18 protein-coding genes and 4 pseudogenes are annotated in these 19,975 nt (G+C 69.8%); 7 read left to right on the top strand and 15 right to left on the bottom strand.

The window, feature by feature from the left end:
• Window positions 1-216 precede the first annotated feature (216 nt).
• Both IO33_RS0139220 and IO33_RS0139215 read right to left on the bottom strand, forming a co-directional pair.
• Window positions 217-2,829 carry a tetratricopeptide repeat protein gene (locus tag IO33_RS0139220; RefSeq protein ID WP_031173894.1) on the bottom strand — a complete coding sequence of 871 codons (2,613 nt, stop codon included), beginning with the start codon at window positions 2,827-2,829 and terminating at the stop codon, window positions 217-219.
• Window positions 2,826-3,242 carry a hypothetical protein gene (locus tag IO33_RS0139215; RefSeq protein WP_031173893.1) on the bottom strand — a complete coding sequence of 139 codons (417 nt, stop codon included), beginning with the start codon at window positions 3,240-3,242 and terminating at the stop codon, window positions 2,826-2,828. The genes IO33_RS0139220 and IO33_RS0139215 overlap by 4 nt, the downstream gene beginning before the upstream one ends.
• Before the next feature lie 429 nt (window positions 3,243-3,671).
• Between IO33_RS0139215 and IO33_RS50790 the strand changes: the two genes are divergently transcribed.
• Window positions 3,672-3,878: a hypothetical protein gene (locus tag IO33_RS50790; RefSeq protein ID WP_157858011.1), complete on the top strand. Its 207-nt coding sequence runs from the start codon at window positions 3,672-3,674 to the stop codon at window positions 3,876-3,878.
• Between the two features lie 42 nt (window positions 3,879-3,920).
• Here IO33_RS50790 and IO33_RS0139205 read toward each other — a convergent pair whose 3' ends face one another.
• Entirely contained in the window at window positions 3,921-4,640 is a 720-nt protein-coding gene (locus tag IO33_RS0139205; protein ID WP_031173892.1) for a dienelactone hydrolase family protein, read from the bottom strand.
• Window positions 4,641-5,025: 385 nt separating this feature from the next.
• On the opposite strand from IO33_RS0139205, the gene IO33_RS0139200 reads away from it, so the two are divergent.
• Both IO33_RS0139200 and dacB read left to right on the top strand, forming a co-directional pair.
• Window positions 5,026-5,499, top strand: a complete 474-nt coding sequence (locus IO33_RS0139200; protein WP_031173891.1) for a hypothetical protein — start codon at window positions 5,026-5,028, stop codon at window positions 5,497-5,499.
• A gap of 955 nt (window positions 5,500-6,454) precedes the next feature.
• On the top strand, window positions 6,455-7,822 hold the full coding sequence (gene dacB, locus IO33_RS0139190) for a D-alanyl-D-alanine carboxypeptidase/D-alanyl-D-alanine endopeptidase (RefSeq protein WP_031173890.1): 1,368 nt from the start codon (window positions 6,455-6,457) through the stop codon (window positions 7,820-7,822).
• A gap of 85 nt (window positions 7,823-7,907) precedes the next feature.
• On the opposite strand, the gene IO33_RS0139185 is transcribed toward dacB, so the two are convergent.
• Complete coding sequence (locus IO33_RS0139185) at window positions 7,908-8,798, bottom strand: helix-turn-helix transcriptional regulator (RefSeq protein ID WP_031173889.1); 891 nt, start codon at window positions 8,796-8,798, stop codon at window positions 7,908-7,910.
• A gap of 267 nt (window positions 8,799-9,065) precedes the next feature.
• On the opposite strand from IO33_RS0139185, the gene IO33_RS0139180 reads away from it, so the two are divergent.
• A complete protein-coding gene (locus IO33_RS0139180; protein WP_031173888.1) occupies window positions 9,066-10,082 on the top strand; it encodes a zinc-dependent alcohol dehydrogenase family protein in 1,017 nt (338 codons plus the stop codon).
• 347 nt (window positions 10,083-10,429) lie between these two features.
• On the opposite strand, the gene IO33_RS0139175 is transcribed toward IO33_RS0139180, so the two are convergent.
• On the bottom strand, window positions 10,430-11,197 hold the full coding sequence (locus IO33_RS0139175) for an alpha/beta hydrolase family protein (protein WP_031173887.1): 768 nt from the start codon (window positions 11,195-11,197) through the stop codon (window positions 10,430-10,432).
• Window positions 11,198-11,532: 335 nt separating this feature from the next.
• Here IO33_RS0139175 and IO33_RS0139170 point away from each other — a divergent pair, with 335 nt between their 5' ends.
• Window positions 11,533-12,240, top strand: a complete 708-nt coding sequence (locus IO33_RS0139170) for a helix-turn-helix transcriptional regulator (RefSeq protein WP_031173886.1) — start codon at window positions 11,533-11,535, stop codon at window positions 12,238-12,240.
• Between the two features lie 31 nt (window positions 12,241-12,271).
• Window positions 12,272-12,772 (top strand): DUF3291 domain-containing protein, encoded by a 501-nt coding sequence (locus tag IO33_RS0139165; protein ID WP_037687120.1) that lies wholly within the window; start codon window positions 12,272-12,274, stop codon window positions 12,770-12,772.
• 126 nt (window positions 12,773-12,898) lie between these two features.
• Here the strand turns inward: IO33_RS0139165 and IO33_RS44975 are convergent.
• The 6 genes and pseudogenes from IO33_RS44975 to IO33_RS53085 form a co-directional block, all read right to left on the bottom strand.
• A pseudogene (locus IO33_RS44975) lies at window positions 12,899-13,269 on the bottom strand (GNAT family N-acetyltransferase); the annotation flags it as partial.
• Between the two features lie 239 nt (window positions 13,270-13,508).
• On the bottom strand, window positions 13,509-14,351 hold the full coding sequence (locus IO33_RS0139155) for a YoaK family protein (protein ID WP_157858010.1): 843 nt from the start codon (window positions 14,349-14,351) through the stop codon (window positions 13,509-13,511).
• A gap of 173 nt (window positions 14,352-14,524) precedes the next feature.
• Window positions 14,525-15,061 carry a hypothetical protein gene (locus tag IO33_RS0139150; RefSeq protein WP_031173883.1) on the bottom strand — a complete coding sequence of 179 codons (537 nt, stop codon included), beginning with the start codon at window positions 15,059-15,061 and terminating at the stop codon, window positions 14,525-14,527.
• A 370-nt stretch (window positions 15,062-15,431) separates the two neighbouring features.
• Window positions 15,432-15,518 (bottom strand): annotated as a pseudogene (locus IO33_RS54305) (IS5/IS1182 family transposase); the annotation flags it as partial.
• A 101-nt stretch (window positions 15,519-15,619) separates the two neighbouring features.
• Window positions 15,620-15,913: a hypothetical protein gene (locus IO33_RS0139145; protein ID WP_031173882.1), complete on the bottom strand. Its 294-nt coding sequence runs from the start codon at window positions 15,911-15,913 to the stop codon at window positions 15,620-15,622.
• A pseudogene (locus IO33_RS53085) lies at window positions 15,906-16,105 on the bottom strand (IS5/IS1182 family transposase); the annotation flags it as partial. The pseudogene IO33_RS53085 and the gene IO33_RS0139145, both read right to left, overlap by 8 nt.
• 195 nt (window positions 16,106-16,300) lie before the next feature.
• On the opposite strand from IO33_RS53085, the gene IO33_RS0139140 reads away from it, so the two are divergent.
• Window positions 16,301-16,999, top strand: coding sequence for a DUF6193 family natural product biosynthesis protein (locus IO33_RS0139140; protein ID WP_167349506.1), 699 nt, complete (start codon window positions 16,301-16,303; stop codon window positions 16,997-16,999).
• A 293-nt stretch (window positions 17,000-17,292) separates the two neighbouring features.
• Here the strand turns inward: IO33_RS0139140 and IO33_RS50785 are convergent, their stop codons facing one another.
• The 4 genes and pseudogenes from IO33_RS50785 to IO33_RS0139125 form a co-directional block, all read right to left on the bottom strand.
• Window positions 17,293-17,709: a hypothetical protein gene (locus IO33_RS50785; RefSeq protein WP_157858009.1), complete on the bottom strand. Its 417-nt coding sequence runs from the start codon at window positions 17,707-17,709 to the stop codon at window positions 17,293-17,295.
• A 66-nt stretch (window positions 17,710-17,775) separates the two neighbouring features.
• Window positions 17,776-18,447 (bottom strand): hypothetical protein, encoded by a 672-nt coding sequence (locus tag IO33_RS0139135; RefSeq protein WP_157858008.1) that lies wholly within the window; start codon window positions 18,445-18,447, stop codon window positions 17,776-17,778.
• A 173-nt stretch (window positions 18,448-18,620) separates the two neighbouring features.
• A pseudogene (locus tag IO33_RS54300) lies at window positions 18,621-18,815 on the bottom strand (transposase); the annotation flags it as partial.
• Window positions 18,816-19,336: 521 nt separating this feature from the next.
• Entirely contained in the window at window positions 19,337-19,954 is a 618-nt protein-coding gene (locus IO33_RS0139125; protein ID WP_031173879.1) for a sigma-70 family RNA polymerase sigma factor, read from the bottom strand.
• Between the last annotated feature and the right edge of the window lie 21 nt (window positions 19,955-19,975).

The following is a 19,975-nucleotide window of genomic DNA, read 5'->3' as shown; positions in this document are numbered from 1 at the left end:
GGCCTGCGGCGACTTCGGTCTCGGCGGGGTGCGTACCTGGGTCTCCCTGGCAGCCCGGAGAACAACGGACCGCTTATCTGCGAGCCCTCGATGCGTGACCGTGGGGTCCACGAGTCACGGCTTGAGCTGACACGTCTGCTCTACGCCGACTGCGACCAGGGCGGGAGGGCGATCTTCGCTCAGCCGTTTCTCCTCTCCACCAGCGTTCTTGCCAGGTCACCAGTCCTGCTGCGTGTTCACGCGGTTCTGGAGTTGCGCGGTCAACTCGTGGCCCTCGCCCAACACACGTTGGGCGTCGGCCAGGGCCTCCCTGTAGTACGCCAGAGCGCTGTCGAAGTCGCCGGCTCTCCGATAGGCACCGCCGAGGGTGCCCCGGGAGGTGATCGAATGCGGATGATCGCGGCCCAGGACGTGGATGCGATCCTGAAGGACCGTGTGCAGGACGGGGATGGCCGTGTTCAGGTCGCCGGCTTCCGCGAGGGCGCAGGCGAGGTTGTTGCGCGCCATCAGCGTGTCGGGATGGTTCGAGCCCAGGACCCTTGTGCGGTCGCGAACGACTTCCTCGTACAGGGCTATGGCCTTATCCGTGGCGCCAACCGCGTCATAGCAGCCGGCGAGATTGTTGAGGGAGGTCAGAATGTCCGGGTGGTCAGTGCTCAGGACACGCCGCCGGTCGGCGAGGACCGCTTCGGCCAGCGGGATCGCCCGCTCCCCGTCGCCGGCGACCTGATATATGAGGGCGAGGTCGCTGCGAGAGGTCAAAGTGTCCGGATGGTCCGGCCCCAGCACCCGTGCGCGGTCGTCGACCGTTCTCTCGTACAGCTCCGTCGCCCGTTCGAGGTCGCCCAGTGACCTGTAGGCGGACGCCAGGCTGTTGCCGGTGCTGAGGGTCTGGGGGTGGGCCGGGCCGAGCACCCGTTTCATGTCCTCGATGAGTTCGGTGTACAGCAAGATCGCCTGGTCCGGTCGGCCTGCCGCGCCACGCGCGGACGCGAGGTTGTGGCGCGCGATCAGCGTGTTCGGGTGATCTCGGCCCCGAACGCCCTCGTGATCGGCCAGGACCTCGGTGTACAGCGGGATCGCCAGGTCCGGTCGGCCCGCCGAATCGAAGGCGTGGGCCAGGTTGTTGCGCGCCATCAGGGTGCAGGGGTGGTTGCGGCCGAACACCCGCTCAGAGTCGTCAAGCGCCTGGCCGAGCTGCTCGATCGCCAGGTCCAGCCTGCCCGCTGCCTCGTAGGCGCTGGCGAGGCGGACCCGGGACGTGTGGGTCTCCGAGTGGTCCGGGCCCAGCACGTCTCGGCGATCGGCGAAGGCCGTCTCGAACAGCGGGATCGCGTGCGCCAGGTCCCCGGACTCCTCGTACGCTGAGGCGAGTGCGACGCGCATGGTCAGGGTCAAAGGATGCCTCGGTCCGAAGTCACGCTCGCGGGCTCGCAGGGCGTGCACCAGGTAGGGCACCGCGCGGTGCTGCTGGCTCTGCTGGATCAGGTGGATGGCCGTGTTCATGAACAGGGCGTCCGCGAGAGGGAGCGGGTCCTCGGAGGCCGATTCCGCAAACAGCGCGTCGATGTGGGGCAGCAGCAGGCGCCAGGTGGCCGTGTCCGCCAGGGCATTCTCTGCAGTGAAGGCTGCGGACAGGAGCGCGACGGCGTTGGTCCACCCCTCGCGGACGGCGTCGGGGCTGCGATGCGGGTTACCGGCTTCCGGCGTGCGGGTGACGGCCTGCACGAGGCGGTGCACTGAGATCCGGGCACCGGCAGGGTCCCCGTCGTCGTTCTTCAAGGTGATCATGCTGTAGGCGTTCAGTCGGCCGACGGCGCGGTTCGCCGCGGCCTGGTCGGGCATCGAGTCCAGAAGGCGCCGCGGGATCCCGGTCGGCGCGAACCATGCCAGAGCCCGCAGGAGTTCCACCGCGACCGGTTCCTGCTCGGCCAGACGGTCCAGCGTCACCGACCAGACCGCGGATACGGTCCGGTCCCGGGCCGTGCCGTTCGCGGCGTCGCGCAGGATGCTGGCGCGGTCGTCGGCCAGGAGCTTGAGATATTCGCGGGCCTCGGTCCCGGTCTCCTCCAGATAGGCGCCGGCCTGATCCAGAGCCAGCGGCAGGTGTCCCAGCGCACGGCACAGGTCCTCGGCTGCGGCGTCGTCGAGCTCGGCGCCTGCCCCGCGCAGCACTTTCGCGGCCGCCTCCGGCGCCAGCGTGCCCACGGCCAAGGTTTGGATTCCGCGCCAGCCGGTCGCCAGCCTTGTGGTGATCAGGAACCGTCCCTCGGGCAGTCGGGCCAGCAGGGGAGTGATGTCGCTTCGGTCGTTGACGTTGTCCAGGATCAGCAGCCACCCGCGATGCGCGCCCAGCCACGCCGTGGCCCAAGCGGCCGCCAACGGCGGGGCGGTCTCCGCCCAGCGCGCGTCAAGCCGGGCGGCGAGACCCGCGAGGCCAGCTTCGATCTCGTCCGGGTTCTCCGCACTCAGCCAGTGGATCAGGTCGTGGCCGCCCCCGTGGACGTCGGCGTAGTGGTTGGCCAGTGTCGACTTGCCCACGCCACCGAGCCCGGTCAGCGCCCTGACGATCAGGCCCGGGCCCGCAGCCTCCGAAAGCGCCGCGTACAGCTCGGCGATCTCCGCCTCACGTCCCACAACGGGCGCCCCCGCCACGTGAGCCGGGGACAGCGAGACCGGCGGCGACGGAAATCCGGTGTCGACGGGGCTTGGCGGCGGTCCGCCGAAGACCACCAGAACGTTGGTGGCGTCGTCACCGGTGGAGACGATGCCGTAGTTGTCCGCGCCGAGGGTCACGGCGCGAGCCGCGGCTCTCTCCACCTCGGTCATCCAGGGTTCGCGATGCTGTTGCGGACGTTGTCTCCCAGCGACACGATGCCGTGGTTGGTCGTCATCCGCACCGACCGGTCCCCGGAGACCGTCGCCGGGCCGACCCCCGACTCGGCCAGCAGCGCAGCCAGGTCGTCGGCCAGACCGTCCTCGCGACCGAGGGCCTTCTCGATCTTGGCTCGCAGTACGGCTGTGTAGTCCTCGTCCGCCGGATCGTCGGCAACGGCCAGGACCGCTCTGGACATCTGCGCGTCGGAATCGGGATTGCGCCGTAGCCGCTCCAGCAGCCTCCGCCCCAGTCGTACGGTGGCCTCTTCCGCAGCCACCTCGCCGTGGCCGAGAACATTCCGACCGTAGGTCGCCGCGGCGGCGGTCACGGCCGCGACCACGCCGTCAATCATCGAGCTGTCCATCGCCCCCCTATGGCCTCGGACACCGGCAGCACGCCGTGGTCGGAATATTAATGAAGAGCCCAGGCGTAAGGGGCGTTTTGGTGATTCCGGCGTCGGTCGGTTCCCGCCGCTTTTCGGGCGGCGACCGCCGCCTGAGCGAGGCTGGACTCCGAAGAGGGCGGACTGCTCGGCCTCCGGCCGGACGGTGGCCGACCTCGACGGGGTGGCGCGGTACTGGACGTCGTACTCCTACAGCGACGCCAGACAGTGCAAGGCGGAGACGCAGCACACCCCGCCGGGCGACAAGGCCACCTCATGCACCCTATGACGCCCCTGCCGACAACACGCCGCACACGCTGGACAAGCCCATCCTTCGAGCGGATCCAGACCGAGGGCGTCCGCGGGGGCGTCCGCCACACCGCCCGCCGCCGGTACGGCTCCTGGAGCCGTTTGAAGCACAACCCCGCCCCCAGCACAGCCCTGCGCCGGGTGTGCGGCCGGCCGGTCATGTCCCCGCCCCTTGCCGTATGGACGCGGTCGAAGGCGGCGCATCCGGCGACAGCCTTCGCCTCCGTCGCCGCGGTCGGGGCGGTGGTGCATCTGCTGGCCATTCGCCATCGAGAAGGGCCGGACCTGGCCTCGATGACGGCAGCGTAGCCGGTAGCGCCTACCGCCTGCTCCCGGCCTGACGGCCCGGCCTCACTTCAGGTGCCGGCTGAAGAACCGGTCCCCGTCCTCCACCTCGAACCACGGGGTACCGGCGTGCCCGCCCATATTGGCGTGCAGCGTCTTCTCCTTGCTGCCGAAGGCGTCGAACAGGTCGAGGGCCCGTTGCCGGGGGTTCCCTTCGTCGTCCCACTGCAGCAGGAACAGCAGCGGAATGGTGACCTGCAGGGCCTCCTCGCGCTGGGCGCGGGGCACGTAACCCCCGGCGAAGAAACCGGCGGCCGCGATGCGCGGCTCGACCACCGCCAGCCGGATACCGATGGCGGTCATCCCCGAGTACCCGACCGGGCCGCCGATCTCGGGCAGCGAGAGGAGAGCGTCCAGGGTGGTCCGCCATTCGGGGACCGCCTTTTCGACCAGCGGGCCGACGAAGGACTCGAAGATCTCGTCGACCGGCTCCCCGGCCGCCATCGCCCGGCGCAGGTCGGCGCGAGCCTGCTCGTCGGCGGCGGAACGGGGCCGGTCACCGTGCCCGGGGTGGTCGATGGCGGCCACCGCGTAGCCGTGCGCCGCGCAGTGCCGGGCCCGTGCGACCAGCCGCGGTTCCCTCTTGTGCAGGCCGCCGTTGTGGCCGATCAGGATCAGCGGGGCCGGTGCGCATCCGGACGTCCACAGGGTGCCGGGGATCTCCCCGAGGGTGAATTCGCGTTCGAGGACGCCGTCGTCGAGGCGCTGTTCGGAAGTGAATCGCATGGTCGTGCCTTTCGGGAGTGCTCTGGAACGGCACTCCCGGACGACCTATCGTCCGACCGCGACCCCGGAGGGGAGCACCCATGTCGATACTGCGTTCACGGGTACCACCTCCTCGCTCTCTGGCACGGCCTCCGGAAAGCTAGCAGTGGTCGCCGCGGTCCGCCAACGGGTTTTTGCGGAGGGGCCGGGCCCGGACGCCACGGACACACTCGCCTCAAGGCAGACTTCGGGCTCCGGGACCGCCCGCGAAGGCGGTCATGCTCCGCGCCGGCCTCGATCTGCGGACGGCACGCGGCGGCGCTGCGCGCGGGGCTGACCGAACCGGCCACGGCCGCCCCCCGTCGTTCGGATACGTTACGTGTCCGAACGACGGGGGGAGCAAACGATGTTCGACAGACGACTGAGGGCGATGCTCGGCCTGGCGGCGGTCCTGCTGGGCACGGTCACCGCCTGCGGCCTCGACGGCCCCGATCCCATCTCCGGCCTCAAGGACGACCTCCGGCACATCCCCCAGAAGACCATCCCGGCCACCCGCCCGCACATGGTCAAGCAGTGCACGACGGGCACCGCCCGGGTCGGCCACTCCTCCACCACCGGCTCCGGCAGCCACCGCCGGACCCGCACCTGGTACACCATCGAGCGTCGGCAGAACTGCCACAAGGTGCAACACGGCACCGAGACCTACCGCAAGGAGATCCGCGCGGAACGCTGGTGCGTCCGCCTCGACGACGTCAACGGCGACCACGACCGGGACAACGTCTGGTACCGCGTCGACCGCCGCGACTACAACCGGGTCCAGTTCGCCCGCTACCACACCCGTGTGAAGTTCGTCCCGGCGTCCAACAAGCCCTACTGTTGACGGCACGACGCAGCTACCTCCAGCGAATATCCGCAGAGACAGCGGGGTGCCCGGCGGCACGCGCAACCCATCGGAGTCCGGCGTGGACCAGATCCTCGTCGTACAGCCGCTTCCGCGAAGCCGTCTTCGCCCCGCCGCCCGCGGAGCCGACCGAGGTGTCGACTCCCTGGGCCGTTCTCCAACCGGCCGCCGTCGGCTGCAAGTTCCGCAGCCGCGGATCGACCACGCGTCGCCGGCGGTGCCGGCCGAGAGCACCAGGCAGCCGCAGCCGCTATTCGCCTTCCAGCGCTGTCACGACCTGAGGCAGGCCGCCACCGCCCACGATGAGCGCGAGGTGGTCGTGGAAGTCCCGGCTGTGGACGATCAGGCCGTCGCGGATACGCAGCACCTGGATGTTGGCGCATTCGAAGGTCCGTCCGGTGATGGTGCACCTGGTAGTCCCGCTCGGCGACACCGCGGGCGCGCGAGCTGCCGACGGCGACGTACCGGACCGGCATCGCCGCCATCCACGACGCCCTCGCACAACTCGCCACCGGACTCCGGCGCCGTATCGACCACTGGCCGGCAAAAGGGTGTGCCGCGATGCAACCTGCCTCCGAGTCCGTGCGTATGAGAGGCGACAGCGCACCTCACCCGGGGGATTACATGGATTTGGACCGCGCGGCCGGTCGACCCGCCGGCCGTTTCGACGCTGCTTTCCTGGCGTGCGCGGCCCTGTTCTCGGCCGTCGCTGTCCGGCGGACGAGAGTTCCGGCGTCAGGGCGGCCGCTGACGTGGACGTACCGCACGTCGCATTGCGCCCCCCAGTACCACCTCCCGCAAGCCCGGCACCCAGGACATCCTCTGCCTCAACTCGACCGGCGCCCGGCACCTCACCATCGGCGGGTCGCTGAGGCAGCGCCTTCGATCCTTCCCTCACCCAAGGCCCCCACTCCTGAGAGGGTTTCGAACCCCGATGACTGAACTGACCGCCAAGACGCCCGAGCTCACCTTCCTTCCGGGTGGCCGGCGCCGGCACCGCAAGCTCAGAGAGAATGGCACGGGAACCGGCCTGCGCCGGGCCCTCGTCCTCGCCATGGCCGTGCCCGTGGCGTACGCCGCTCTGGCGAGTCCGTCCGCCTTCGCCGCGCAAAAGGGTGCCGGCGCGACGGCCGAGGCTCACGGCCTGGACACCAGCGACCGGCAGATGGCCAAGAACCTGAAGACCCGGGTACGCGATCGGCGGCTGGGCTCGAACGTGAGCGGCGTGGTCCTCAACGCGGACTCGAACACCCTCGTCTGGGGCTACCACGCCTCCACCGCGCTGATGCCGGCGTCCAGCGCCAAGCTCGCCACGTCGACCGCCGCCCTGACCGTGCTCGGTCCGCAGCACCGGTTCACGACGAGAGTCGTCTACGGCCACGGCACCCTGACCCTCGTCGGGGGCGGCGACCGCACCCTGACCACCGCCGACCTCGCGGAGTTGGCGAAGACCGCGATCGCCGGACTCAAGGCCGCGGGCCGTACCACCGTGAAGGTCGCCGTGGACGACAGCCTGTTCCCGGAGCCGACCCTGGCCAAGGGCTGGAACGACGGCTACTACCCCGACACCGTGGCCCCGGTCCGCGCGCTGGTCGTCGACGGGCGCGGCGTCCAGGACACCTCCCTCGACGCCGGGCGGGCCTTCGCCAAGCAGCTGGCCGCGGGCGGCGTCACGGTCACCGGCGACGTCACCCGCGCCACCGCACGCCCGACGGACGTTCCCGTGGCCCGGCACAGGTCAGCCCCGCTGTCGGGCATCGTCCACACGATGCTCAAGCACAGCGACAACGACGTCGCCGAGACCCTGCTGCGGATGACGGCCCTGGGCGCCGGCCGCCCGGCCACCTTCGAGGGCGGCACCCAGGTCGTGCGCCAGGTGCTGAGCCGGGTGTACGGCGTCTCGCTGGACAAGTTCGAGCTCTACGACGGCAGCGGTCTGTCCCGGGCCGACCGCATCCCGGCCGCCACCCTCGCCCAGATCCTCGAACTGCTGACGCAGCCCCGCCACACGCACACCCTCGGCTCCGTCCTCGGCGGCCTGCCCGTCTCCGGTGAGGCCGGCAGCACGCTCGGCCCGGAGTACGGCCGCTTCGACGACGCCCACTCCATGTGCGCGGTGGGCAAGGTGCACGCGAAGACCGGCACCCTCACCGGCGCCATCGCGCTGAGCGGTCTGACGCGGGGCAAGGACGGCAAGTGGAAGGTGTTCTCCTTCGTCGAAAACGGAGCCACGGCCGACCCGAGCGCCGTCCAAGACGCCATGGACGACCTCGCGGCGACCGTCAACGGCTGCTACGCGTAAGGGATTCAGCCTCAGTACCGGTGGGCTTCGATATTCCCCCTGCGCCCTTTTCCGCGTCGGCCGCCAGGCCGGCGTGCGGGCGGTTTCAGGAGGTCGGGTGCTGTACTGCCGGGCCCACGTTCTCGGTGGCGGCCAGTGAGGCGAGCAGGCGTAGTCCCTCTTCCGAGGGGGAGCCGGGTTCGGCGGTGTAGATGGTCATGCTGAGTCCGGGTTCAGCGGCCAGGTCCAGGGACTCGTAGGCGAGGGTGAGGTCGCCGACCGCCGGGTGGCGGAACCGCTTGGTCCCTGTGCCGTGGCGGCGGACGTTGTGGGCGCCCCAGCGGGTGCGGAATTCCCTGCTGCGCGTGGACAGCTCTCCGATGAGGTCGTGCAGGTCCTTGTCGTGGGGGTCGCGGCCGGCTTCGCGGCGCAGCACGGCCACGGCCATGTCGGCGAACAGCTCCCAGTCGGGGTAGAACCGGCGTGTGGCCGGGTCGAGGAACTGGAAGCGGGCCAGGTTCTGCTGGTTGTGCGCGTCGGCGAACAGGTCGGTGTAGAAGGCGCGGGCGAGCGGGTTGGCGGCCAGGATGTCCATGCGGCCGTTGGACACGACCGCGGGCCCGGCCGTGATCGCGTCCAAGGTCCACTGCAGGCTGCGGTGCGGCGTCCACTGCCGGTTGCCGGCGCGGCGGCGGGGGCGGGTGAGGACGTCGGAGCCGTCGGCCGCCTGCGCCAGGTGCAGCAGGTGGGCACGTTCGGCGTCGTCCAGCTGAAGCGCGCGGGCGACCGCTTCGAGGACGGCAGGGGAGGCACCGGCCAGGTTGCCCCGTTCCAGTTTCGCGTAGTACTCGACACTCATGTCGGCCAGCGCGGCGACCTCGCTCCTGCGCAGCCCGGGCACACGCCGCCGGGACCCCGCAGGCAGACCGACCTGCTCCGGGGTGATCTTCGCTCGCCGCGAGGTGAGGAACTCGCGGACCTCCTCACGGTTGTCCATGCCCCCGACCGTACGTCCTGCCCGCCGGGCGAGGGATGTACTGGCGGTACACGTTTCGCTGGTGACTCGCTCAACGCCTGGACCAGCGGTTACCTGGAGCAGAGGCAATCCCCGAGCGGGGCCGACGCCCAGCGGGGTACCCGGCCGGGCAGCGCGCGAAGAGCAACGGCGCCCTTGCGTGCCCCCCGATTCGTACCCGCACACGGCCACGGCGGCCCGCAGGCCGACCCAGGTCCCGCCCCTTCAACGAACGTGAGGATTTACCCCATGCGCGGAGCAGTGATCCACGCCCCCGGCGATGTGCGCTTCGAGACCCTGGACGACCCGAAGATCCTGAAGCCGACGGATGCGATCATTCGTACGGCCGTCACCTGTGTGTGCGGCTCCGACCTGTGGCCCTGGCGCGGTCTGGACGCGACCGAGGCGGCGCACCCCATGGGTCACGAGTACGTCGGCTTCGTCGAGGAGGTCGGAGCCGAGGTCACCGCGGTCAGGCCCGGCCAGTTCGTCGTCGGCTCGTTCGCGACCTCGGACAACACCTGCGCCAACTGCCGCAACGGCTGGCAGTCCAGCTGCCTGAACCGTGAGTTCATGAGCACCTGCCAGGCCGAGTACGTGCGTATCCCCAACGCCCAGGGCACCCTGGTCGCCACCGATGAGCACCCGGCGGAGGAGTCCTGGCCCGGACTGCTGGCCGTTTCCGATGTCATGGGCACCGGCTGGTACGCCGCCGAAGCCGCCGAGGTCAAGCCCGGATCCACCGCCGTGGTGGTCGGCGACGGCGCGGTCGGGTTGTGCGCGGTGATCGCCGCGAAGGAGAGGGGCGCGGAGCGGATCATCGCCATGAGCCGTCATGAGTCCCGCCAGCGGCTCGCCCTGGAGTTCGGCGCCACCGACATCGTCACCGAGCGCGGTGAGGACGGCGTCGCACGGATCAAGGAGATGACCGGCGGTATCGGCGCCGACTCGGTCCTGGAGTGCGTCGGCACCGCCCAGGCCATGCAGCAGGCCCTGCACTCCGCGCGTCCCGGCGGCAACGTCGGCTTCGTCGGCGTCCCCCACGAGGTGGCGATCGACGGAAAGGAGCTGTTCTTCTCGCACGTCGGCCTGCGCGGCGGCCCCGCACCCGTACGCCGCTACCTGCCCGACCTGATCGATCGTGTCCTGACCGGCCGCATCGATCCCGGCAAGGTCTTCGACCTCACCCTGCCCCTGGCACAGGTCGCCGAGGGCTACCAGGCCATGGACGAACGCCGCGCCGTCAAGACGCTCCTCAAGCCCTGACCCACACCGTGGCTCCTGCGGAACACGCCGGCACCCGCGCGATCCCGTGAGCCGGTAACGAGAGCGACGCCGACCACGACGCGTCCACTGGCTGACCCCTGTCACCGACGAGGACTACGCCGCCGCCCCGGCCACGGACTGACACCTGGCCCGCACACCTGGGACGCAGCAGCAACTTCGCCGGCGGGCAGATCGCGACCGCGCAGAGCGCCGCCGCCTCCCGCAACTTCATGGGCCTGGTCTCCGAGCAGAGCCTGTACCACCCGACCGCACGCACCATCGAACTCGACGTGAGGGACCGTTGGTGCGGCGTCCGGGTGGCGAGCCGGACGCCGCACCCGCGCACGTCAGGCCGAGACGGTGACCGCTCGGCCGAGGTGCCGGGCGAAGAACCGGACCGCGCTGTCGGCCTCGAACCGGGGCAGCTCCTTGTGCTTGCCCGAGTTCACATGCAGCGACTTCTCCTCCGAGGCGAACGCGTCGAACAGCGCGAGCCCTTCCTCGCGAGAGATGTGCTCGTCGTCCCACTGCATGTCGAACTCGATCGGGATGGTGATCTGCTTCGCCTTCTCGGCCAGGACGTCGGGCCAGTGCTGACCGAAGACCGCGGCCGTGATCCGGGGTTCGATCGCCACCAGCGGTATGCCGATCGCGGTGCCCATGTTGATGCCCCAGAAGCCGACCGGCCCCTCGGTACCGATCTCCGGAAGCTCCTGGAGGGCGTCCAGGGTCGCCAGGTACTCGGGGACGGCGAGCTCCGCCAAGTGGGCGTTGTAGCGAACGACGATCGGGCCTTCCGGCTCGCCCGCCGCCCTGGCCCGGAACAGCTCGGCGATTTCCGCCTCGTCGTGTGCCGTGCGCGGCCGGTCGCCGTGACCGGGCGCGTCGATGACGGCGACGTGGAAGCCGCAGCCGGTCACGAGGAGGCGGGCCCGGCCGGCCATCGCGGGGTGCTTCTTGTGGTTGCCGCCGCCGTGCGCCATCAGGACCAGAGGCGCGCGATCGGGCGCATCGGAGGCCGGCGACCAGAGGACGCCGGGGACGTCGCCCACGGTGAAGTCGCGTTCGAGGATGCCGTTCGACGAGGACTCGGCGGTGAAGTGCAGAGAGTTCATGGTGGTGCCTTTCGGGAGTGCCTTGTGGTGGAGGCGCTCCCGGCGACACCTACATCAGTCGCCGGCCGTGACGGGAACGGGGAGCACCCACGTCGATACAGCGGTCATGGGTCTCACCTCCTCGGTGGTGTCACGGTGGACTGAAAGCTACCAGCTTGATCATGATCTCGGCCAGGCCTTTTCCCCACCACGTGATCGCAACGCCCGACAGGCCCTGGCACTCCAGCCGAGGTCCTCTATCGCCGCTGGTCAGGGCCCTGTGCGTTGGCGTGGTGGGCTGATGTTGTGGCTGGTGCCCTTCTATCTAGAACCTGAGTTGTTTCTAGAATGGCCGGGTGAAGGACATCGACGCGATCGCGGCGTTGCAGGATCCGGTCCGGCGCCGTCTGTACGAGTACGTGGTGAGCCAGGGTCGTGAGGTCGGCCGCAACGAGGCCGCCGAAGCGGCCGGGGTGGCGCGCACGCTCGCCGCGCACCACCTGGACAGGCTGACCGAGGCCGGGCTGCTGGAGAGCGGCAGCCGCCGTCTGACGGGTCGCTCGGGGCCGGGAGCGGGCCGTCCCGCCAAGGTGTACACGCGGGCGCGGGGTGAACGGGCGGTGTCATTGCCCGCCCGCGACTACCGCACCGCCGCCGAACTGCTCGCCGAGGCCGCCGAGCAGGCCGGGCTCGACGCCGGGCTCTGCGCGGCCGCGCGCCGCCGGGGCGAGGCCCTGCGCGGCTCGGCGGCGCCCTGCGGTGGCCTCGAAGAGGCCATGGCGATGCTGGCCGCCCGCGGCTACGAACCGCACCTGGAAGGCGCCGCGGGTATCCAGGACGCCGAAGGCGCCAAGGGGGCGACCGGAGAAGCCACCCCGGTCGTGCGGATGCGCAACTGCCCCTTCCATGCCGTCGCCGAACGCTTCCCGCCCCTCGTCTGCGGCATGAATCTCGCGCTGCTGGAGGGGTTGTTCGGCACGGACGGTCCCGTGCGCGCCCGCATGGACGCCCGGCCGGGGGAGTGCTGCGTGGTGGTCGAGAGTTCTAAAAACAATATTCGTTGACATAGAAAGTCGCCCGTGCTGGGATGTGACCATGACTGCATCCGTGCGTGCCGCCCACCTCGCCCAGCTCAACGTCGCCACACTGCTGCAGCCCCTCGACGACCCGCGCATGGAACCGTTCGTCGAGATGCTCGACCCGGTCAACGCCGCCGCCGACGCCGCGCCCGGCTTCGTGTGGCGGCTGGTGGAGGACGGTGCGGCCGACGCCACCGCCCTGCGCCCGGCGGGCGAGGACGTCATCGTCAACCTGACGGTGTGGGAAACCCCGGAGGCGCTGTGGGACTTCAGCTACCGCAGCGGGCACCTGGAGGTGATGCGGCGGCGCCGCGAATGGTTCGAACGGCATGTCGAGGCACACCTGGTGCTCTGGTGGATTCCCGCAGGCCACCTCCCCACCGTCGACGAGGCCCTGGAACGGCTGGCGGACCTGCGGGCCAATGGGCCGTCCCCGAGTGCGTTCACCTTCGCCTCCTCCTACACCGCCGCCGAGGCCGCCCAGCACCTTCAGACCGTGCGGCAGGGGCAGCTTTAGGCGCTGCCCGGTGCGCGAGGGGGATGGGGTGCCGGATCTGCTTGCGCCCCGGGTGGCGGCGGTCGCGGCGGGAGCCGCACGCCTTGGCGGTGGGTCCCGCCGGGTGGGTGGCCGGTCGCCCTGTCAGATCGGGGCCTCGGAGGCCAACAGGACGGAGAGGAACTCCCCCCGGGCCCGCAGCTCGGCGAGCTGATACCGCATCATCGCGCTGAGCATGCCCTGGCGTCGGTGTGAGGGCAGCACGCCGACGAAGCTCACCCCGGAGACCGGGACGAGGTGTTCTCACCGGGCAGCGTGAGCCCGAAGGAATACGCGCCGGCGGTTCCGACAGGTCGCCCGTCCGCAGTCCTGGCGAGCAGGTTGCGGTCCATTTCGAGCGCCGACCACCAGGCCTCGCCGCCCCCCTCGGCCGGGGTTTCCGGGAAGAGCCCGAACGCGGCATGGAGTGTGTCGACGAAGACGTCGAGATCCTTGTCGGTCGTAGGACGGATCTCCATCGCTGCCACTGCGTCCCGGGACGCGGGCACCAGGATCATGGTGCCCGCAACAGTGCAGCGTTGACCCCTGGCCAGGTCAAACGAATTGCGGCCGGCCTCACAGCTGGTCACCCCACTGCCCGTGCCGCCCCGGTCACGGCCGATCGACAACGGCCCGTTCCCACAGGAGGAGGAGCGGGTCGCCGCGCTGCTCGGCTCCACTGGACCGCACAAGGACCGAATCGGGTGGGGTGTGGAGTTCAGCGGGTGGCCGCAGGCGGGGGCGTCGGCGGTCGTGTGTCGGTCGTCCCGCGTTCCAGCTGGCGCGTCTGCCGGATCAGCGTGACGAGCACGGCGGCGAGCAGGCCGGCCGCCGTGGCGATGGCGGGTGTCCCGGCTACGCGGGTGAGGAGGGCGCCGGTCACCGCGCCTGCCACGAAGGCGGCGACTACGGCGGTGTACCGTCCCGCCCGGCGTGCGGCAGCCGGTTCTTTGCCCATGCACCACTGGTGGGCGGCGACGATCGCCTTGTGCAGGTTCCCGCTCTCCGCGAGGGTGGTGTACGGGCTGTCGCGCAGCGTGGTGAACGTCGAGAACTGCAGCGCTGCGACGAAGGACACCGTCACCGTCGTCATCTGCTCCGGCATGCCGGCGGGCAGGGTCGCGAGCGCTGACAGCAAGGCGATCTGAAGCGTCAGCATCAGTCGCAGCGGCCGGTGCACGAGCCGTTGCACACGGGGCAGGCCGAGTACTTGCACCACAAGGACGCCGACGCTGAAGGCCGCGATCGGGGCCAGCAACAGGAGGGCTCTGTGCCAGTGCCGGGCCGTGGCTTCCACGCAGAAGAGCAGGACGTTACCCGATTGCAGGTTGGCGAACACCTGGTGCCGGACGAATGTGTAAGCGTCCAGAAAGCCGCCGACCGCTGCCAGAAGGACCCCGACGGTCAGCGTGTCGGGTCGGCGGTGGATCGGGGCCATGTACCAGAGCATGCACGACGTGACCTGCTGCGGTGCGCTGGACACCGGCGCAGGGTGCGAGATGAGGCCGAATGTGGCGCACTCGCGCCTGCTGGTGGGAGGGCTGCCTTCCCGCTTTTCCAAGTCCTGCCGCAGTGCTGGACCGGCACATGCACCACCCGCGGCCGAGCCTCGCCGACGCGGGCGGCAAGGCATTGCGGCTATGCGTACTCCACCGGCAGCTCGGCTGGCACGTGTCGATCAGGCTCTGATCGGCACGTGCCGCAGGGGAGGTGAACTCTCGGTCGGGCGGCGGATCAGCTGTCGTCTGTCGTGGAGAGGGCTTCGGCGATGATGCGGGTGGCGAAGTGGGGGTCGTCGGTGAGGCGGTTGATGTGCTCCGCGAGCAGGAAGGCGGTGGCTTCCAGCGGTGTCATCTCGTCTTTGGTCCAGTATCCGTACTGTTTGCGCCAGAGGTTGGGGCTCAGGTCGGTGCCCGCGGCGACGAGCAGGCCGGCCATGGTGGGGATGGTCTCGGGGCGGATGCTGGTGGGCATCATCCGCATCGAGGCCACGAGGTTGGGCACCACGCACGCGATGACGTCCTCGTCGTGGTGCTCGTAAGCCGTGCGCAACCACTGCATGTACATGAAGATGAGGGTGCAGGTGCCGTCCAGCAGGTCATCGATTCCGCTGGGGCCCAAGGATGCGGCGAACTGGTCGGTCAGCGCCTGTTGGCCGGGGTCGGGCTCGATGTCGCCGTCGTGGACGGCTTTGAGCCGGGAGTCGATCATCATGAGCGCTGCGCTCACATCGCCGGCGGGAGCGTGCTTCGGGTCGCAGGGCGATGACACAGGATTACCTCCTCATGTGACCGCGGTGGGCCGCGCGGCGTGTCCGTACAGTAGACCGCCGAGGAAGCCGGGGTCTGCCGTATCCGGGTCAAGGGCCTTGCGCGGAAGCGGAATGGCTGCTTGATGTCTCAGGAACGGCCGGGGGTGTTCGTCGGCTGTCGCTTGGCGAGCGCTTACGGCCGCCCCTGACCGCCCGCCACAGCCCCGGGATCTTCCGGCGCCGCGACTCCGGTGCGCTGTTGGTCGTTCTGCGGACCAACCACCAGGATCCACCGGAGTCGCGGTCGTCTCTGAGCAGAGACCGACCGCCGCGGCGACGATCGCCACCGCAGGACGATACGACTTCCTGCAGCGTCAGCCACGGCTGCCGGTCCCGGTCCGCCAAGGGCTTGCGGCCGGGCTGACCGGAACGCCGCTCGCGTTGCGGCAGCAGCGGGTCAAGACGGTCGCAGGCCTCGGGTCGGTGACCTGCTGCCCGACTCAACAGTGACCGGTGAGCGGGTGACGAGAGCGCTGGTCACCCCTGGTGTGGCTTTCTTTCCTGGTTCCGTGCCTCGCTCAGGCGGCGCCGTACCCGCCGCCCCACGGGTCGCGCAGTCCGGCGACGCCGTCAGGGGTGCCGATGCCGGTGGGGGCGTCGTAGCCGGGGAGTGCGGAGAAGGAACCGGCCATGCCGACGGTGACGTCGAAGAAGTTCTGCGGGTGGGCGTAGGGGTAGGAGTTGGGGAAGGTACCCGGGGCGGGGTCGCCGGCGAGGGCGTACATGCTGGCGACCAGCGGGGAGGCCACACTCGTACCGCCCGCTACGAACCAGCCGGTGGTACCGCTGACGGTGGGGGACGTGGTGTACACCGCGACGCCGCTGGCCGCCGCGTTGGTGGTTGGCTCGCTGGTCCCGGCGCCAGGGGTTCGTGTGCCGGATCTGCCGTCGCCTCAGATAACGACGGTTTCGGCAGGAAGTGTGCGCTTTGTCGCCGCAGGCGTGGTCCGGGCGGTCCTCGGATACCCGCGAGCCGGTCGCGAGACTCGAATACTGTCCAGGACCCTGCGCGAGCTGCAGCCGAAGTTCTTGTACTTCGGAAGCTGTTGATCTGGAAGGCCTTCGAGTGGTGACTGGGCAGCCGATCTGCTTCTGGCCGGCCTTCCGTGATGAGTAGGCGCGACAGGGGGCCCGGGCGATGCCGATGCCGAGCGGCATATCGTGTCCAGGCGAGGGACATCTCCATCACGGGGGCGGACATGGCAACAGCTGGCCAAGAGGCGGAGATGGGGGTTGCGACCGATCCCGATCCAGCGTCGCCCGCGGATCTGGTGCGGCGCATCGAGCACATCGCACTGGCTCAGGGTTTCGACTTGGGCGAGGTGCGGACTCGCTCGGGGTGGGACGCCGGCGCCGAGGTGAGCACCGATCGGGGAACGGTCGTTGTTACTCCTTGCGCGGAGGATTCCTTCTGCATACGGATCCTCCGCCACCGTGGCTTCGCGTCCTCGGAGGGGTGGACGAACGACCTTGTCGCTGCGGTGGGTGTCGCGAATCTGTGGCACCAGGGCGGCAGCCTGCGGGAGCTGCGCGACCGTTTTCCCTTCATGAGCTGGAGCGAGCTGGCGCAAGCGTTCGAGGATGGTGACCCTGCTCCTGCAAAGTGGCGTGAGCTGCTTTCCAGCGAGTGGCATCTGCGTGATCGACCATTCCTCATGGCGGCCCACGCGCACCCTCAACTGCGGAGAGTCTGGCCCGACATCAGCCACAGGAGTCTGACGCTGTGCCGAACGCCATTCGACTTGGAATCGGGCCTGGTGAAGATCTGGCCGCTGGAGGAAGGCCGCTATCGAGTGACCATGTACCCGGGCGATTTCTGGCGTGAGGAGTCCTCGCTGAGTACGGCACTTGAGGTCGCCGCTGCCTGTTTCGCTTCTGCGGCGGCTGACGGTGGTTGAAGGGGGCCTTGACAGTCGACGCCGCCGCCTGCGCGCCGGCCGGGACGTGTCCGCAGTGCGACCAGCCTGACGTGCGCGTTCACAGCGGTTGCTGGCGGTACGAAGCCGGGTTGCCCCTCGCCGGCCAGAGAATGGTTGTGCGCCATATACGGTTCTCCTGCTCGTGGAGTGAGGGGCCAGCCCCTAGCGGTCAGCCTCGGCTTCGCCGTGGCACTTCAGGTGGACGGTAGCCGTCGGCTGGACGAGGCTGGTGATCCGGGTGGTGTACCCAGTTTGGATGAGAGGCGCCGGGCTCAGAGCGGCGTTGGCTTGCTCGCCGGGCGCACGGATTCCGTACGGGCGGCCTTCCCAGCCTGCTGGCCGACGGCCAGTCCTTCCCGGCATTTCCAACCTGCGAGTGGGCCGCGGAATTGGGCTGACGGCAGGTGAAGTCCCTGGTAGATGGGTTTTCGGCCAAGAAATCCGTCTCCCCACCAGCGCAGGGCCCAGCGGCAGTCGTTCCCGCGCCGTGTGGGGATCCCCTGCTGGTTGATGCTGAGGGTGCCGCGGTCACGGCCGGGCACGACCGTGACGGGCGGCATGCCGGGCCCTTGGACGAGCGCGATGACGGTCAGCCCGGCGTTGTAGCTGATACGTATCGGCCCCAACGGGCAGTCGGTCCTGCGGCGCTGGGAGAGCCGGATGGTACGGCGCTTGCAGAAGAAGGACATGGTCGTATCGGCTCGAAAACGTGGGGTTGGGGACGGGACAGTCACGCGCGGCGACGCCGATCGTCGTCAGCTGCGGGGCGGCCCCGGACGCCAGGACTGGTACGGCACGGCTCCTGGCGCGGATTGCTGATGCGGCATCGCCATGGGTGCTGGGCGGTGGGTGCGCAGCAGCGCGTCGAACCCGCCATGCAGTTCCCGGCACTTGTCGGGCGGGGCGGTGTAGGCGACGACGGATCCGTCGACGAGTTGGAGCGTCACCACGGCGCCGGTGCCCGGATCCTCCTGGCCCAGCCACACTCCGCCGAGGGCGGTGGCAGGCACCCACCCCGCCTCGGACTCCGGGCCGCCACCACGCCATCGGCGCAGCACCTTCCGCCGATAACCCGGGAACAACAGACCCGGCAGGGTCACCACGACGACGACGAAGACCACGATGTTCCCCACCACCTCAGCCGCCCACCGCAGCACCGCGAGGAGCACCGCGTAACAGGCCGAGACGATGAACACCCAGAGGCAACCCACGGCGACGACATGCGGCGCACCGACCTTGTTCAGGAGGCTGTAGAGGCCGACTGAAGCGAGCAGCACCAAGACCGTGACACACCCGGCCGTATCGCCGAGGAACGCTTCAGCGATGCGGCCGGCGAGCCGGTCGCGTCTGACGACGAAACCGTTGTCATGGAATTGGACACGTACACGTCCCCCGGGTGTGGCTCTGACGCCTTCGATCTCACGCATGCCGGTCACCCTAGCCGGACGTCCACCGCTCAACTGTCCCGCATGAACGCCACCACCGCCGTTCTGCCCGGTAGTGGTGCGATGCTTGGGAGTCGGCATCATGTCCGGTGATCGTCTCGGGCAGGGTGAAGCATCGGCGGCGAGTTTCGCCGCGAGGCATCGGGACACACCAGCAGCAGTTGGGTGACGTCGTTGCGGTTGCCGCCGGTCAGTGACACTGAGAGCGGGATGCCCTGGCCGTCAGCGAGGATGTGGTGCTTGCTGCCCGGCCGTGCGCGGTCGACCGGGCTGGGACCGCTTGTGGGCCTTGGTGGCTCGCCCACACGGGATGAGCCGATCACCGCCCGCGGTCGGTCAAGCCGCTTGGCGGTGAGGGGACTCGCCGAACATGACCCTACGTCAGCGAGTTAGTGTCGAGATTGAGCGTTGGGTCCGTCGGCAGATCAGTCGTGCGGGGATTCGCCGGCAGCCGAGCGACGACCTCCGATGGAGGCGGCCAATGCGTCTACCACGATCGCCGCGTCTGCCTCTGCGACATCTGCTGGGTATTCCGGCAGCAGATCGTCCCAGACGGGCATCCATGATCCGTACAGCTGGCTCTGGCCCTCAGGCCGGGCGAAGAACCAGATGTGCAGGGGTGCGCCTCCTTCGTCACCCCCAACACCGCCGCAGCCGAAACGCCTTGCGGCGCTCGTCGAGAGGGGCGAGGCCGACGATCTTCCCCACGGCGGTAAGCAGCTCGTACAGCACGGCGACCAGTGTCGTGCGTGCTCCGCAGCGCCAGGGACACCCCCGGACACCCGCACGGCACCCGACGGGGCCGGGCGGCCATGGAAGCCGACGGCCCGGATCACTCGGTGATCCGGGCCGTCGCCGTGCGACCGGTCCGTCATGCCGCTACGGCCACCGGCGCGGCATGCTCGGCTTCGTCCAGCCACGCCATCAGGGAGGCGCGGGCGCGGGCGACCCGTGAGCGGACCGTGCCGATCGGGCAGTCGCTGACCAGCGCCGCCTCCGCGTAGGGAAGTCCGACCAGCTGGGTGAGGACGAATGCCTCGCGGCGGTCGTCGGGGAGCGTGTCCAGCAGCTGGGTGAGTGCGATGCCGTCGTCGAAGCCGGGCAGGTGGCGCGGCTGGACGCGTTCGGCGGCCGACTCCCAGTCGTCCGTGTCCGACAGGCGGGGGCGGGACGAGTTGTAGCGGATGCTGTCGATGACCGCCCGACGGGCGATGGACAGCAGCCAGGTGCGGGCCGAGGAGCGGCCTTCGAACCGGTGCAGGCTGCCCAGGGCCCGCAGGAAGGTGTCCTGAGTCAGGTCGTCGGCGCTCTGAGGGTCGGCACCGAGGTACGTCACGTAGTGGCGGACGTCCCGGTGCAGGGCGCGTACGAAGAGGTCGACGGCATCGGGGTCGCCACTGCGGGCGGCGAGGGCCAAGGCCGTGATCGAGTCTTCTCTCGAGTTCTTCCTCGATTGCTCGCGCGATGCAGGCAGGGCAGGAGTGATCACCTGGGATCTGTCCTTCTCGGG

Origin of the sequence: Streptomyces durhamensis (assembly GCF_000725475.1) — a bacterium.
In the GTDB taxonomy this organism is placed as follows: domain Bacteria; phylum Actinomycetota; class Actinomycetes; order Streptomycetales; family Streptomycetaceae; genus Streptomyces; species Streptomyces filipinensis.
This window is presented reverse-complemented; position numbering and strand designations above follow the sequence as displayed.